Annotated in this window: 11 protein-coding genes and 5 pseudogenes; 7 read left to right on the plus strand and 9 right to left on the minus strand. The window is 67.1% G+C overall.

The features are described from left to right. Positions 1 to 1196: 1196 nt before the first annotated feature. On the minus strand, positions 1197 to 1487 hold the full coding sequence (locus tag ACWCPM_RS29915; protein ID WP_450979383.1) for a hypothetical protein: 291 nt from the start codon (positions 1485 to 1487) through the stop codon (positions 1197 to 1199). A gap of 192 nt (positions 1488 to 1679) precedes the next feature. Beyond that, positions 1680 to 2139, minus strand: a pseudogene (locus tag ACWCPM_RS29920) (NF041680 family putative transposase); the annotation flags it as partial. 748 nt (positions 2140 to 2887) lie between these two features. Between ACWCPM_RS29920 and ACWCPM_RS29925 the strand changes: the two are divergent. The 3 genes and pseudogenes from ACWCPM_RS29925 (at position 2888) to ACWCPM_RS29935 (ending at position 6059) form a co-directional block, all read left to right on the plus strand. Continuing rightward, complete coding sequence (locus tag ACWCPM_RS29925; RefSeq protein ID WP_450979384.1) at positions 2888 to 4372, plus strand: APC family permease; 1485 nt, start codon at positions 2888 to 2890, stop codon at positions 4370 to 4372. A gap of 555 nt (positions 4373 to 4927) precedes the next feature. Further along, a pseudogene (gene istB, locus ACWCPM_RS29930) lies at positions 4928 to 5572 on the plus strand (IS21-like element helper ATPase IstB); the annotation flags it as partial. Between the two features lie 100 nt (positions 5573 to 5672). Beyond that, positions 5673 to 6059: a barstar family protein gene (locus ACWCPM_RS29935; protein ID WP_450979385.1), complete on the plus strand. Its 387-nt coding sequence runs from the start codon at positions 5673 to 5675 to the stop codon at positions 6057 to 6059. Between the two features lie 17 nt (positions 6060 to 6076). Here ACWCPM_RS29935 and ACWCPM_RS29940 read toward each other — a convergent pair whose 3' ends face one another. The 3 genes from ACWCPM_RS29940 to ACWCPM_RS29950 all read right to left on the minus strand — a co-directional run bounded on the left by ACWCPM_RS29940 (position 6077) and on the right by ACWCPM_RS29950 (position 9070). Next, the gene (locus ACWCPM_RS29940) at positions 6077 to 7309 is read right to left on the minus strand and encodes a tyrosine-type recombinase/integrase (protein ID WP_450979386.1); all 1233 of its coding nucleotides are present in this window, start codon (positions 7307 to 7309) and stop codon (positions 6077 to 6079) included. A gap of 403 nt (positions 7310 to 7712) precedes the next feature. Continuing rightward, a complete protein-coding gene (locus ACWCPM_RS29945; RefSeq protein ID WP_319171778.1) occupies positions 7713 to 8027 on the minus strand; it encodes a helix-turn-helix domain-containing protein in 315 nt (104 codons plus the stop codon). Beyond that, entirely contained in the window at positions 8024 to 9070 is a 1047-nt protein-coding gene (locus tag ACWCPM_RS29950) for a tyrosine-type recombinase/integrase (RefSeq protein ID WP_450979419.1), read from the minus strand. Before ACWCPM_RS29950 ends, ACWCPM_RS29945 begins: the two co-directional genes overlap by 4 nt. A 166-nt stretch (positions 9071 to 9236) precedes the next feature. On the opposite strand from ACWCPM_RS29950, the pseudogene ACWCPM_RS29955 reads away from it, so the two are divergent. Further along, positions 9237 to 9382, plus strand: a pseudogene (locus tag ACWCPM_RS29955) (ATP-binding protein); the annotation flags it as partial. Positions 9383 to 9394: 12 nt separating this feature from the next. On the opposite strand, the gene ACWCPM_RS29960 reads toward ACWCPM_RS29955, so the two are convergent. After that, positions 9395 to 10390, minus strand: a complete 996-nt coding sequence (locus ACWCPM_RS29960; protein ID WP_450979387.1) for a hypothetical protein — start codon at positions 10388 to 10390, stop codon at positions 9395 to 9397. A gap of 132 nt (positions 10391 to 10522) precedes the next feature. On the opposite strand from ACWCPM_RS29960, the pseudogene ACWCPM_RS29965 reads away from it, so the two are divergent. Continuing rightward, a pseudogene (locus tag ACWCPM_RS29965) lies at positions 10523 to 10711 on the plus strand (IS5/IS1182 family transposase); the annotation flags it as partial. 15 nt (positions 10712 to 10726) lie between these two features. Here the strand turns inward: ACWCPM_RS29965 and ACWCPM_RS29970 are convergent. Beyond that, a complete protein-coding gene (locus tag ACWCPM_RS29970) occupies positions 10727 to 10864 on the minus strand; it encodes a hypothetical protein (protein ID WP_450979388.1) in 138 nt (45 codons plus the stop codon). Between the two features lie 398 nt (positions 10865 to 11262). On the opposite strand from ACWCPM_RS29970, the gene ACWCPM_RS29975 reads away from it, so the two are divergent. Then, positions 11263 to 11670 carry a hypothetical protein gene (locus ACWCPM_RS29975; protein WP_450979389.1) on the plus strand — a complete coding sequence of 136 codons (408 nt, stop codon included), beginning with the start codon at positions 11263 to 11265 and terminating at the stop codon, positions 11668 to 11670. Positions 11671 to 11776: 106 nt separating this feature from the next. Continuing rightward, a pseudogene (locus ACWCPM_RS29980) lies at positions 11777 to 11902 on the plus strand (site-specific integrase); the annotation flags it as partial. A 106-nt stretch (positions 11903 to 12008) separates the two neighbouring features. Here the strand turns inward: ACWCPM_RS29980 and ACWCPM_RS29985 are convergent. After that, positions 12009 to 12665 (minus strand): response regulator, encoded by a 657-nt coding sequence (locus tag ACWCPM_RS29985; protein WP_450979390.1) that lies wholly within the window; start codon positions 12663 to 12665, stop codon positions 12009 to 12011. Next, positions 12662 to 13915: a sensor histidine kinase gene (locus ACWCPM_RS29990; RefSeq protein ID WP_450979391.1), complete on the minus strand. Its 1254-nt coding sequence runs from the start codon at positions 13913 to 13915 to the stop codon at positions 12662 to 12664. The genes ACWCPM_RS29985 and ACWCPM_RS29990 overlap by 4 nt, the downstream gene beginning before the upstream one ends. Positions 13916 to 13919 lie beyond the last annotated feature (4 nt).

Genomic DNA, 13919 nt, shown 5'->3' on the forward strand with positions numbered 1-13919 from the left:
GAGACGGCAGGACACAATGACGGGGCAACGGAGCTCCTTCGGGACAAGCTGTCTTGGTCGACTGCCTGTACCAACGAGCTCCGTTGCTCCGCGTCGGAAGCTCTTCAACTGGCTTGCGTGAACTGCGAAAACGCTAACTACCCGGCCTTGGGTCAAGGCCCGGAATCTTGGACACGGGCTATGCGGCTTGGGCCAGCGTGGTTTGTTCTCCGAGGTGGGAATGACGGCGTCGGGTGTTGTAGCGGTGCAGTCAGCGGAACGCGTCGACCAGGTGTGTGATGGTGTCTCTGCGGAGCTCGGGGCGTGCCTCTGCGGCGTTGACGACAATCCGGTGACAATCTCCGCGTCCGTGTGCGGTGGGGGCGTCTTCTCCGTGGAGGTCGACGAGGTGGAGGGGGGTGTGGAACGCGAATGCCTTGCCCGTGGCAGTCGGGCGTTCATCGCGGACAGCGCGGAGTACTGGGAGGACGCTGAACCTTGCGTGGCTGAGTGCCCATGAGGGAGCGGCGAGTTCGAAGTTGCTGTCGCGTTCTCGCTCACGGGCGATGGATCGGTGCGTTGGGCATCGGTGGGCGTGCGGTGCCGGCAGGATGGGGCGGTCGCCGTCTGTGCCGACCGGAAGAACAGCTACCGACCGACGGATCACCTGTTGAGCATGGTGTAGGGATGTTGAACAGCAGCTGGGCCGTGGTTGGTAGAAGGTGCTGTCGCGGAGCATCGCGAAGATGACATCGGCCCGATCCGTGAGGTAGAGGGCTGGGTGTGGTGGCTTTCCTGGGTGATCTTCTTGTCGTAGTACGCCCTTGAGGGCGGGTCGGCGACGGCGGCGAACGCGAGAGAAGAATGCTCGTTTGAGCTGACTATTTCCACTTCCGTGGCGGTTGCTCGCCGTGGATAGAGGAGTCCGAGCTGGTCATGCTCAAGGACGAGCCGCTATCCCAGCTCCCTCCACGCGTCTGCGGCGGCGTCGAACAGCCGACGACTTGCCCAGCCTCAATGCCTTCGTCAATGTTCTCGAGCGGTCTCGCCTCTGTCGCCGCAGGCCTGCTACTGCCGTGGTCCGGCGTCGTCGAGGGGCACGTCCACCGGATCAAAATGATCAAGCGCCAGATGTCAGGCCGGGCCGGCTTCGGCGTGTTGCGGAGGCGAGTCCTGCCGGCCTGAGCGGAGCTCTGTCGTTCAAAGCGCGGGTTCGTTCAGCTGATCGTGAGCGGTACGGGATTCAGGCCCAGCTTGCTCCGGCATGAGTGGACTGCCTGGGTCACCCAGGCAGTCACGGCATCGCGATCTGGCGCGAGCGCGTGAAGCTCGCCTGCCTTCTGGTGGGCTTCGATCATCCACGAGGCCAGCGGGTCCTCTCGAAGGACTCTCTCGAAGTGATCGCGGGCCGTGTCCGGGTCTCCGACCAGAACGGCTGCGATCCCGGCGTTGAAGCCGTCCCAGAGGAATCCGCGTCCCACCGGCCTGGAAGTCAGGTATCGGGCCACGTTGGGCAGGGCCGGGGCAGCAGCTCCAAGACCTGCCGAGATACCGGCTCCGGCAGCTTCCGAGGGGCACCGGACATGCATCAGGTTCGCCACCTCGGGTGCCTGTGGTCCTCGCTCATCACCAGTACGTGGCACGCATGCCCTTCAGCCGCGTGCGCTGGCACGGGAAGCCGCACTCAGCTTGTTCTTCAACTACCAAGACCTTCCGGGCTTGCCGATGGCCTTGAGACTCTCGGGGCGTTCGACGGTCTTGCCCACGTCGTAACAGGGTGCCCGGTGTCTGCTCTTGGCGCCGGAGGCCGTCCGGGGCCAGCTCCTCGGGGTTCTGGGAACACGGCCGGGCAGGCGAGGTGTGCGCGGATGTTCCTGAACCCGCGGCGGACGCGGGCCGGGGTGAGCCGGTCGAGGATGGCGCGTTTCTACCACGGTCGGCGAAGGTCCTCGGCGAGGGGCCGGGCCGGCCGGAGCTGGGTGTGAGCGACGATCAGGATCCAGGTCCAGCGGTCCGCTGCCTGGGGAGTGCGGATTTTCGGGGTGGACCGCCCAGGGTCTGCTTCGCGAAGCGGAAGGTGTGTTCCAGATCGAAACGCAGGAGAGACGCCTGCCACGAGTGGTCCACGTCGTCCGCGGTGGCACCGGTCCTCGAGGCCCAACGGGATGCTGATACTGCACCGACGCCTGGTCCGTGACTACGAACACCGCCCAGCCTCCTCTGCGTCCCGCGTCCACTGAGCGATGACCCAGGTCATGGCCCAGTGGCTCACCGGCACGACCACCTCCACCTGGCGCGACCGCAGGCGGTCACCGCATGAACATCCAGGCCCTGCTCGACGCACTCGACATCCAGGAAGAAGCCGCCCGCGCCGTGGCCGACGACCTCCGCACACAGATCACTCGAACTGCAGGCTCGGCTACGGGAAGCCGAGACCCACCTCGAGCACCTCGCCATCACGCGGAAGACCGTCACCGCCCTCAGCGAACGGCTCCCCGCCCACCCTGTCTCGCCCGATCTGCCCGAGCACCCGGGCTACCCCCGCATCCTCGCCCTCTGCAACGAGGCCGCCGGCCCCATCCGGGCCCGTGACGTCTGCGAAGCCCTCGACCACGAACTGCTGCCCAAGAACATCGAGGGCACCCGCGCCAAGCTGAAACGCCTGGTCAAGCTCGATGTCCTCACCGAGATCTACACCGGCAGCTTCACCAGGAAGCAGTAGCCGACAGCGGACCGTGACGAGCAGCCCTGCGTCAGCCTCACCCGGAAATGGACTTCAAATCACGAACCGCCCTTCTCTAGTTCGTGTCGCATACGAAAAGGACGTGGCACAGATGGTGAAGATATGGCATTGGCCCTGAAACGTGCAGGGATATGGGTGGTCGGACGGCCCCCATAGGAAGGTGTGGTGGCTGAGGTGGCGAAAGCTTCGACGGACGGGCATGCCAGCGAGAGTGGTGACAATTCCGTCGAGGTCGGGGGCTACCAGCAGGAGCTGAAACGGACGCTCGGCTCCTTTCAGGTGTTCGCGATCTCGTTCGCGTTCATCTCGGTGGCGGTCGGCGTCTTCGCGACGTACGACGATGTGCTGCTGAACGCGGGGCCGGTCGGGATCTGGCTCTGGGTCATCGCGGCGGTGGGGCAGGTGCTGGTGGCTCTGGTCGTGGCGCAACTTGCGGCCCGCATCCCGCTCAGCGGCTCCTCCTACCAGTGGGCTTCGCGACTGGCCAACCCGAAGGTCGGCTGGGGCTTTGGTTGGCTGACCTTCTGTTACCTGGCCATCGCCGTGGTGGCGGCCGACAACGCCCTCGCGAGTCAGGCGTTCATGCCGCTCGTCGGCCTCGAGCCGGACGAGGACACGGCGCGACTGATCACGGTCGTGGTGCTGTTCGTCCAGGCCGTGCTCGCAGTGGCCTCGACTCGCATCGTCAGCCTGATCAACTCGGCCGCGGTGGGGCTCGAACTGGCACTCGTCGTGGCGGTGGCGATCGCGCTCATCATTGCTGTGGGGATCACGGGCGACGGCGCAGCCGGCAACCTCGTCTCGCGCGGTGTCGCTAACAACGCCCCCGACTACTTCGCCGTCGGCGGCGGGTTGATGATTGCGATGATCATGGGCCTCGCCACGCTCGTCGGCTTCGACTCCGCAGCGAACCTGGCCGAGGAGGCCAAGGATCCCCAGCGCAGCGTCCCGCGCGCGATCGTGGGATCGGTCGTGGCGGCCGGACTGCTGGGAATGCTGTTCCTGATCACGCTTACCATCGCGATCGACGACATCCCTCGGATTACCGCCAATGGCTCACCGGTCGCGGCGATCATGCGTGATCAGCTCGGCCCGGTGATGGAGAGGACGCTGCTGGTTGCGATCTCGTTCGCGTTCTTCGGCGCCGGGATGGTGGTGATGGTTGCGTGCTCGCGGATCATTTTCGCAATGGCGCGCGACTCACGCTTCCCTGCCCACCGGCTGATGCGGCGGGTCGATCCGCGCACGCAGACGCCGGTTCCGGCGACGATCCTGATCTTCGCCCTGGGGGTCATCCTGATGGTCGCCCTGCCGGGTGCCGCACTGCTGGAACTGATCACGGCGTCAACGATCCTCCCGGCGATCATCTACGGCTCGACGATCGTCCTCTACTTGGCGGTGCGTAAACGACTGGAGCGCAGGACAGGGGCGTTCGACCTCGGGCGCTTCGAGCTGCCGGTCGCGATCTGCGCGCTGGTGTGGACGCTCGTCGCGCTGTTCGTGCTGGTGGCACCCCGGGAGGCGCTCGTTTCCGTCGTGATCGTGGTCGGCTTGCTCGTCGCTGGCGGGGTGTTCTTCCTCCTTATGCTGAAATTCGACCGCGAGGCGCTGGAGACCGAGCCCGGAGACATGAGCGCCTTCAATCATTGATCTGGAGGCAGCCGTCGAAGTTCGACCAGCCCGGCTGCTACTAAGGCTCAGAAGCACTGTGCTTCCCAAGCTCATGTCCCCCGCCGACTGTTCTGGACGTCATGAGGGGCGGCTCTCGCTGTCAGACTGCCGGGCCGTTGCTCGTGGTCGCGGACCGGGCGCCGGTGCAGTATCAGGATCCTGTCGGCGGGCCTTCTCGCCTACTCAGCGGATTCCGCCCGCACCCACACCATCACAGAATCTCTCAAAGACTAACGAACCGCCCTCCACCGCCACCTCGAACACCGCGATGTGATCGCTGGACTCCGCTCCGCCCTCGCGGCAGGCGCCCATACCGCCGACATTGTCGCTCTCGAGGCCCGCAAAGCCGCTCAGACCGATGGTCGTTCCCCCACCGTGACGGTCACCGGGCCAGCACCTGTCCTGCCCGGACCGGAACCCAGTGAGGTGGTCAGCCTGAACGCACCGGGCCGTCCGCCTTCCCACCGACCAGCGTCCCCTGCCCGCTCTCGATCGCTGGGACCAGCTGCTGAACCACTCCAGGCAGGACGCGCCATGAACGGCCTGCACCACAACCTGACCGAGACCGCCTCCGACGCGGCGGTCGACACCGCCTGCCGGGTCCTGCGGCTGCCCACCATGCGAGCGCAGTTCCCCGACCTCGTCGCCCGTGCCGAACGCGAACACCTTTCCTACCGAGGGTTCCTGGCCGAGCTGCTGATGTCCCAATGCGAGGACCGCGACCGGCGACGCTCGGAGCGACGGATCCGGGCCGCTGGCTTCCCCCGCCAGAAGTGGCTGTCCGACTTCGACTACAACGCCAATCCCAACGTCGTTCCCGCCGTGGTCAACAACCTCGCCACCTGCGAATGGGTCAAGAAGGGCGAGCCGCTCTGCCTGATCGGGGACTCCGGCACCGGCAAGTCCCACCTGCTGATCGGCCTCGGGACGGCAGCGGCCATGGCCGGGTGCCGCGTCCGCTATGCCCTGGCCGCCAAGCTCGTCAACGAGCTCGTCGAGGCCGCCGACGAGAAGCAGTTGTCCAAGATGATCGCCCGCTACGGACGCGTCGATCTTCTCTGCATTGATGAGCTGGGCTACCTCGAGCTTGACCGGCGGGGTGCCGAGATGCTGTTCCAGGTTCTGGCCGAGCGGGAGGAGAAGAACAGCGTGGCCATCGCCTCCAACGAATCATTCGGAAAGGCGCACATGTTCCGGCGAACCTGTGTCAGGCAACGGCTGAACAGCACGGGTTCCAATTGGAGAGGTAGATCATCGAGCTGGACGTATCCTTCGTGCCGTGACGGCGATATACGTGCTGGACGGCACCCAGGTGAGGACGCTGGAAGACTTCTGGCGACTCATCGGCGAGGCGGTCAATGGCCCTGGAGGCTACTTCGGCAAGAACCTCGACGCCTTCGCTGACTGCCTCAGTGGCGGCTTCGGGCAGCCCGACGATGATGACTACGTTGTTGAGTGGCGTGACCACCAGGCGTCTCGCGAGTATCTGGGCTATCCGGAGACGGCTCGCCAACTGGAGATTCGCCTCTCACGGTGCCATCCCACGAACCGACCTGCTGTCAGTGCGGATCTGGCTGCGGCGCATGCACAGCACGGGCCGACCGTCTTCGACTGGCTGATCAGGATTTTCGAGGATCGTGCCCCTGGCGTCCTGCGGCTTCAGTGATTTTCAATGCCTGGTCTTCACCACTCCGGCAAACGGCCCTCATCGACACGGTCGGCGAGGTAGATCATGGTGGCTTCGGGGTCCATGCCGAAGGCGGCCGCGACGAGTTTGGGGTCCATGGTGTTGACCAGGTCGAGCAGTCGAGTGCAGCGGATCATGCGGGGCGGGAAGCCGCAGGCGTCGAGGACGTGGCTGACATAGGCGGTGGAGGCGGGTCTCCTGCCGGACTTCGTCTGGCGGGTGACCATGACGTGGGGATTGTCGGTTCGCTGAACTTCGCGGTGAGCCAGACAGCGTTCCAGCACGGCCCATGACGCCGGGTCCAGGGGGACCGGATGCGGGCGGTCGCCGAGCCGGGCAGTCCTCGCCCGCGGGTCCAGATCATCGCTCTGCAGCATCTTGACCTCGCGACTTGAGGCGCCGTGCAACAGCGCGAGCATGCCCAGCAGGGCCTCGTGCGGGTGGACAGCAGGATCGGTGGTCCAGCGGCGGAACAACACGCGTTGCTGGTCGAGTGTCAGCGTCCCTCCGGTGAAGCCGCTCGGCCCTCGGGAGGACAGACCTCGGGTGGGATCGACCAGCACGATCTTCCGCGAGCGGGCGAAGCGGAAGAACTGTCCGAGCACGACCAGCCGACGGTTTCGGGCCTTGGGCGAGCCGGCGAGAAAGGCTTCGACATCGTGGACGTCGGTCAGTGCCCAGTCCTGCTTGCCGCGTTCGTCGGCGAGAAGGCGTGCGAGGTCACGCATGATGGCCAGCGCCGCTTCGACGGTCGAATCGCTGCGAGGCCGTGTTCCGGCTCGGCGGGCCCTCTCGCGCGAGCGCATCATGAAGTCGGCGAAGGCATCCACCGCTGGCCGCAGGGTTTCGGGGGTCGCATCGATGCGGCGCTGTCGGCGGCCCGCCGCGAGCCGTTCGGCCTGATTGGTGGCCATGGCCATGCCATGACCGGTGAAGAAGGTTTCCAGCGCGCGGGCGAGGGAGCCCATCGAGCGTCCGGAATGACGGGAACGTTCGAGCAGAGCCTGCGGGTGGTTGGGGTGGTCATCCCGGAGAAGTCGTCCCAGGGAGGTGATCATCGTGCAGGCGCGACTGACGCAGTACTTGGCGGCGAGATCGGCGGCGAAGTCCCGCAGCCAGTGCGGGGGTTCGGCGAGTTCGGCGATCAGGTTCTCGGCCCGGACGAAGGGCCGGTCGGGGTGACGCTGCCAGCAGGCTGAGCACAGTCCCAGCCCGGCATGCCGGCGCACGCGGCCACATTTGCGGCAGGGCCGGGGCGGCTGTTTGGTCTGGCGGGGACGCGAGCAGTGCCCGCACCAGCCGGTGTCCTCACGCAGATAGCCGGGCCGATGACACCGAGGGCAGGGCGCCTTGGCGGCGTCGCGTTCAGCTGTGCGCAAACAGTCCCGGCACAATGTCGCTGTCTTGTCTCTCACCGGGTGACCGCAGGCGGTGCACACGCGTGAGCAGGTGATGCACCGGCCGGTGTCCTTCTGGAGTACGCGCTGCTGGCCGCAGCGGGGGCACACAGCTCTGGCCGCCGCTTCCTTCTGCCGGGCGGTGCAGCGACAGCAGTACTGCCGGTCGATGAGGCCGACCGGGGCCCCGCAGCCGATGCAGTCGCTCTGTTTGACGCCCACGATGCCACCCGGGTCAGAGCGGGGGCATCGAACGGCCGCGGGCGGAGGCCGCCTTGGGCAGGTCAGCGACTGGCCTGGGTGGTGCGGCAGGACGCTCGACGGGGGTGGTGTCGACCTCGAACAGGTCGTTGGGAGTGCATTCCAAGGCGGTGCACAACGCGATCAGGGTCGACATCTTCACCTGGGAGGGCTCTTTGGTGAACAGTGCGGACACCGACGCGGAGGACATCTGCAGGCCGGCACGTTCGGCCAGAAGCCGCTGCAGCTGGGTGCCGGTCCACACCTCCCGCTGGGCGGCTGCCATCCGCAGGCGCCATCGGATCTTCATGCGGGGCTGCCCTCCTCTGCCGTGAGTTCGCCCAGTGTGGTGGTCACCGCGCGGCGATAGGCGTCCTCGATGAATGTCGCGGACGGCCGGACGTATCTCATGGTCGAGCTGACCGTCCAGTGACCGAGGAGGTGCTGGATCGCCACGAGGTCCACGCCGCGTTCGTAGTTGTGGGTCGCGCAGGCCCGCCGCAGGGCATGCGGGCTGAACCGGTCGGCGGCCGGGCGTCCTTCGATCTCCATCAGATAGCGCAGGCGGTTGCGGATCGTCCCGCGGTGCAGGCTGCCGCCGGACTCGTCCGCGAACAGCACCGGCGAGTTGGGGAACTTGCCCCGCACGTCGTCGAGGAACCAGTGCAGAACGAGGTCCAGGCCGTCCAGCATGGGCACCCAGCGCGGCCGCGGGCCGGAGGTGCGGGCGCCTTTGCCGAATCGCACGTGGAGTTTTCCGAACGGGCCCCGCGAGAAGTGGACGTCGGGACGGTCCAACAGGGACGCCTCTTCCGAGCGCAGGCCAGCGTGATAGAGGGTCCGGAACATCGCATAGTCCCGGGCCGCGGGCCCGTACTTGCGGGCGCTGGCGATCCGAGACTTGAGGAAGTCGAAGAACTCCGCCACTCGTTCCGGAGTCGGCGGCGGCAGTTGAGCTGGCGAGTCGTCCCCGACATGCCGCGAGGCGTTGAACTCGTCCACCGGGCAGACCAGACGGACACCGAACCCCGCTTCAATCTCAACGGCTTTGCGGACCTGCAGGAACCGGTGAAAGCCCTTGAAGATCTGCACATACTCGCGGCGGGTCGATGCCGCCCGCCCGGCGAGGGCCAGGTCGCCGACGACGCGGTCGATGTCCTCCGGGGTGACGTCCCACGCGGGTCGACCCAGCGCAGTGAGCGTCCGCTCCAGCAGGCCAATGTCGTTCTCGACCGTCACCGGGCTGAACCCGCGGGCCCGCCACGAGGCGACGAACGCCTCGACACACTCGGCCTGAAACTCCCACGGATCGGCAGTTACTGGCTCCAGCAGGACGGCACCACCCTCGATCACCCGCAACTGGGATGTCACCGGCACACCTTCCTCGCACCTGACCGATCAAGGCAGCACCTGGAGAATCCGGGCACCACCGTGAAGACCAACGAGGACCGCAGGAGATGGATACGGGCCGGTGGCAGCAGCGATCCTCGAAAAGGAACATGTGCCAGCCCCAGATGACTGGACCAAGACGTTCACCGACCGCGGCTCTGCGCTGCCATCATCGACCGCCTCACCTTCAACGGCACCATCATCGAGACCGGCACCGACTCCTACCGCCTCGCCAGCACCCGAGCCCGCGCCGAGGAGGCAGCCAAGACCGGCTGACCGCTGCATGGATCAGCTTGATGGTCCTCCACTCCAAGGATCGTCAAGCACTGTTTCGGGGATGTTCGCCGTGAGCAATTCGTCGATGCAGCTGCGCAGCCCGACGCCGGTGGGGTCGATCCAGGTGAGCCACGGCACCGGCTGGAGCAGGCTGTCGAATTGACGGGTGCCGGGGTCGGTGAGGAGGGCGCGGAGCTCGTCCGGGGCGGGGTCGGTGACCAGGCACAGCCAGGCCAGGCCGGCGCCGATGCGGACCTCGGGCGGTCGTCCGGGATCCGACCACAGGCCCCGGGCCCACCTGGGAGCGCTTTCATCATGGTGTTCGCGGGCGAGTTGGGCGATCGCCAGGATCATGCTCACCCGGACTACCGCATTGTCTTCCTTCGCCAGCCTGGACTGCAGAGCAGAGGAGACGTGCGAAAGCTCGCCGGTCGCCGCCGCCAGGACGTAGGCGGTCACGGAGCGGACCTCGTGGTCGGGGTCGGAGAGAAGCGGGAGCAGAAGGTGCAGGTCGTCCGTGACGGCCTGACGGGCGGCCTGGATCGTCCAGTCCACCGGGCACATCGTGCTGCCCTCGATCATCAACGGCTCCTCGGCGACTTGGAGCAGACCTTCCCGGGATCCGTCCCCCATGTGCTGACACCGGCCGATCTCGGCGACCAGGCGAAGGATTCGGGCACGGAGCTCGGAGTGCCCGGTCGCCGCGATCCGGAGCAGGAACGGCACCGCCAGTGCTCCTACCGCAATCGTGCCGCCCTGGTGGTGAAGACTCGTCCAGAGCTGCCCCAAGGCCCTGTCGGCAGCTTCGGCGTCCCCGGACGCGAGCGTGGTGAGCAGACCGGGCATCTCCTCGCCCGGGCCGTAGAAGTGCCGGAACCGCTGCCAGGGGACTTCGTCATACCTGAACCCGTCCTTGACCTCTCGCGGGATCGCGCCCACGGCCGCCCGCACGTCGCAGTCCGTGCCGACCCACCGTTCCGGCCAGCCAGCCCAACGGTCATCGTCCATGGCTTGGCCTTCCAGTCCACCGACAGCATCCGAACCCCGGGAGTCTAACGACCGGTGATCAAGAGACGGACCGCTTCTGCCGCACTCCGGTGGCACCGCACCACCGCGACGCTACTTCACGTGAACGAAGCCAGGCGCGGAAGCCGAGGCGGCAGGCCACCAGCCTTCGACCGCGAGGCATACAAGCAGCGCAACACCGTCGAACGCTGCATCAACCGCTTGAAACAGTGGCGGGGCATCGCCACCCGCTATGAGAAGACCGCGACCATCTTCCTCGCCGGACTCCACATCGCGGGCATCTTCCTCTGGTCTGCACGGTGATCCAAACGAAACTGCCTAGTCGATCGCGGCGAGTACCAGGCCCTGGCAGGCGGTCACGTTGGCGGCTGCCACGGCACTCAGGGGGCCGCGGGTGAGGTCGGTGTCGTCAAGGGTGAGGCGGCCGCAGTCGCAGAACCCCATGCGCTTGGCCAAGGCGAAAGCCCCTTCCTGAGGGAGGAGGTCGGCGATCGCGTCGACGACTACGAAGCCGAAATCAACAGCGACCTGGTAGGCGTGATGACACGCCGCCGGGTCGGCGGTGAATCGCCGGTCAGCGGGGCGTGTGGACGGGCGACAACTGGCGGCCGCGGCGCGCGGCGGCGAGAACGTGAGGACGACATACCGCGTTTAACAGGCACGACGCGCGGACAGACACCGCTGCTTCCCTCGCTTGGCCCACCGCGCATATCTCGCCTGTCTCGTTGAACAGTCGGCCAAGCCCGGCGTGGGCCCCCTGGGACAGGGAGTGGAGACGTTTTAGCCGTACGAGGAAAAAGAAGAAGAACCAGAACCGGAGTACCCCGGTGTGGGAGGGCCGCACCGTCTACGGCATGGGCGAGGAAGCCGCCGCGGCCGGGGGCCCGTCGCGCAGCAACGTGGCAACGGGACACCGGGCTGCCGAAGCCGACCGGGTGTGGTTCAACCGGAACGCCGGCGCCTCGGTGCGCGTACGTGAGGCCCTGCCCGGCGAGCACGACCACCGCGCGTTCGGCCCCGAGCCTCTCGCGCCGAATCAGAAGATCGCCGTGGTGGTGGTGCAGACAGCCCCCGGGCGCCGTGCCCGTCTTCCGTTCAAGGTCGTCACCACCCCGACGGCCGGCGCGGCAATCTCCCCTCAGCAACTCGAGGAAATTCGGGCGGAATGGGAGAGCAGCAACCAGACGGCACCCCTGACCAACCAGGAGGGCCAGGTCGTCGACGGGCTCGCCCTGATGCGCGCCCTCACAGCACGGGGCTGACGCCTCGCACGGCACAGCGTGTACAGGGTCCTCTGGCTGGTGAACGCCCCTGGTGACACGATGAGTTGGTACGATCGGCGAGACGTGACGGGAGCGTTTGTGCAGGCTGACGATGCTGATGGCCAAGTCGCGTCACAAGAAGCCGGAGAACCTCCGCCGTTACTTCAAGCCGTCACCAGCGGCCATCGCCGAGCTGACCAGCCTGCTGGCCCCCGGTGACAGCTGGCGGTGAGCCAGAACCTTGATCAACCTGTGCACTGACGGCAGGCTGGGTTGGATCGGACACGCGTGGATCGCGCACCGTCCGCCGGTGCTCGCTGTGCGGGGAGTCCGTCCACTCACTGGGATGTTGCCACTAGGCCCGCCTCATAGGCCAGGATCACTAGCTGCACCCGGTCGCGGGCATTGAGCTTGGCGAGTAGGCGGGTCAGGTAGGTCTTGGCGGTGGCGATGCTGATGGAGAGCTCGCCTGCGATCTCCGTATTGGACAGGCCTCTGCCGACGAGGGTCAGCACCTCGCGTTCCCGGGCGGTGATGCCGTCGAGCTGCGACCGCCGCGGCGGTGACGCTGCGGGTCGGGTGGTGAACTCTTTGATCAGCCGGCGTGTGACGGCTGGTGCGATCAGAGCGTCCCCGGCGGCAACGATCCGGATTGCGGCGAGGATGTCGTCCAGGGCCATGTCCTTGACGAGGAATCCGGAGGCGCCGGCGTGCAGCGCCCCGTAGACGTAGTCGTCGTCGAAGGTCGTGAGGACGACGACGCGTGTGGAGCCGGTGCCCGTCGTGATCAGCCGGGTGGCCTCGATGCCGTCCATACCGGGCATCCGGAGGTCCATCACCACGACGTCGGGGGCGAGTTCCTCCGTCAGTCGTACCGCTTCCGCGCCGTCTTCTGCCTCGCCCACCACCTCGATGTCAGCGGTGTCGGTGATGACCATCTGCAGGGCGGCCCGGACCAGGGGCTGGTCGTCGGTGAGCACGACACGGATGGTCATCTGACTCCCGTCTTCGCTTCTACCTCGGTCCCGGCCGGTACCGGGAGTCTGGCCGCTACCAGGAAGCCGCCCCCGGGACGGGGCCCGGCCGTGAAATCGCCATGCAGCAGGGCGGCCCGCTCGCGCATGCCGATCAGGCCGTATCCGGTGTCCGTGCTGGTGCCGCCGCCTTTCCCTCGGTCCGAGACCTCGACGGCGAGTTCGTCCGCGCGGTAGTCGAGGCGCACCTGGCAGGAATCGGCACCCGAGTGCCGTACGGCGTTGGTCACCGACTCCTGGACGATCCGGAACGCCGCGAGGTCGATATCGGCTGGCAGCGGGCGACGCCTGCCCTGCCACCGCACCTCCACGCGGACTCCGGCGGCCGTGGTCGTCGCGGCGAGCTGTTCCACGTTCGCCAGGCCGGCGGCCGGTCGCAGGGGCGCCGGCCCGTGCGCACGGCCTTGGCGTTCCTCACCGTGGTTGGCCTGGCGCAGCGCGCCGAGCATCCTTCGCAGCCCGGACAGCGTCTCGCGGCCAGCCATCTCCACGGTGAGCATCGCCTCGCGGGCTTTGGCCGGCTGGGTCTCGATGACCCGGGCCGCGGCGCCGGCCTGCAAGGCGATGATGCCGATGCTGTGGGCGACGGTGTCGTGCATCTCGCGGGCGATGCGCAGCCGTTCGGCGGTGACGGCCTCGACGGCGGCCCGGGCGTGCAACTCTGCGTTGTGGGCCCGGGCCTGATGCGACGAATTACCGACGAGCCAGGCGATGACCACGGTCAGGGCCACGAACGGCTCCTGCGCGATGCTGGAATCGTCGCCCGTGATCAACCGCAGGACGAGGTAGCCGGCCAGTGTGCCGAGCGCTGCGGCGGCCGCGATGAACGAGCTCCGCCGAGGCCGGGTGGCTGCGAGGTAGCAGAGGGCGATATCCACGGCCAGGAACTGCGTGGGCGGAATCTCATCCTGCCGCCAGGCCACCGTCGAGATGACCGTACCGACGATCACCAGACCGTACGCCACGGAGGTCCTGCGGCGCAGCACCGCGCTGCCGGCCAGGACCAGCACGAAGGCGACGGCGAGCAGCGCCTGGGCTCCGAGCGAGTCGAGCCCGTCCCGGGGGTAGTTGAGCGAGTACGTCGGCACTTGCGGCATCACTACGTACTCGACGATGGGTTCCACTGCTGCCGTGTACCACGCCAGTGCCGTCCACAGGCCCGGCGGTATGCGTTTGACCAATGGCAACGGCAGCGGCGGTGAGGCGGACATGCAT

The organism is Streptomyces sp. NPDC002309 (assembly GCF_053593375.1).

What these genes read in the sequence shown, in the direction of transcription:
- ACWCPM_RS29960 (WP_450979387.1), bottom strand. Translation starts at nt 10,390, where the DNA reads ATGGACGATGACCGTTGGGCTGGCTGGCCGGAACGGTGGGTCGGCACG.
- ACWCPM_RS29990 (WP_450979391.1), bottom strand. Translation starts at nt 13,915, where the DNA reads ATGTCCGCCTCACCGCCGCTGCCGTTGCCATTGGTCAAACGCATACCG.
- ACWCPM_RS29945 (WP_319171778.1), bottom strand. Translation starts at nt 8,027, where the DNA reads ATGAAGATCCGATGGCGCCTGCGGATGGCAGCCGCCCAGCGGGAGGTG.
- ACWCPM_RS29975 (WP_450979389.1), top strand. Translation starts at nt 11,263, where the DNA reads ATGGGCGAGGAAGCCGCCGCGGCCGGGGGCCCGTCGCGCAGCAACGTG.
- ACWCPM_RS29985 (WP_450979390.1), bottom strand. Translation starts at nt 12,665, where the DNA reads ATGACCATCCGTGTCGTGCTCACCGACGACCAGCCCCTGGTCCGGGCC.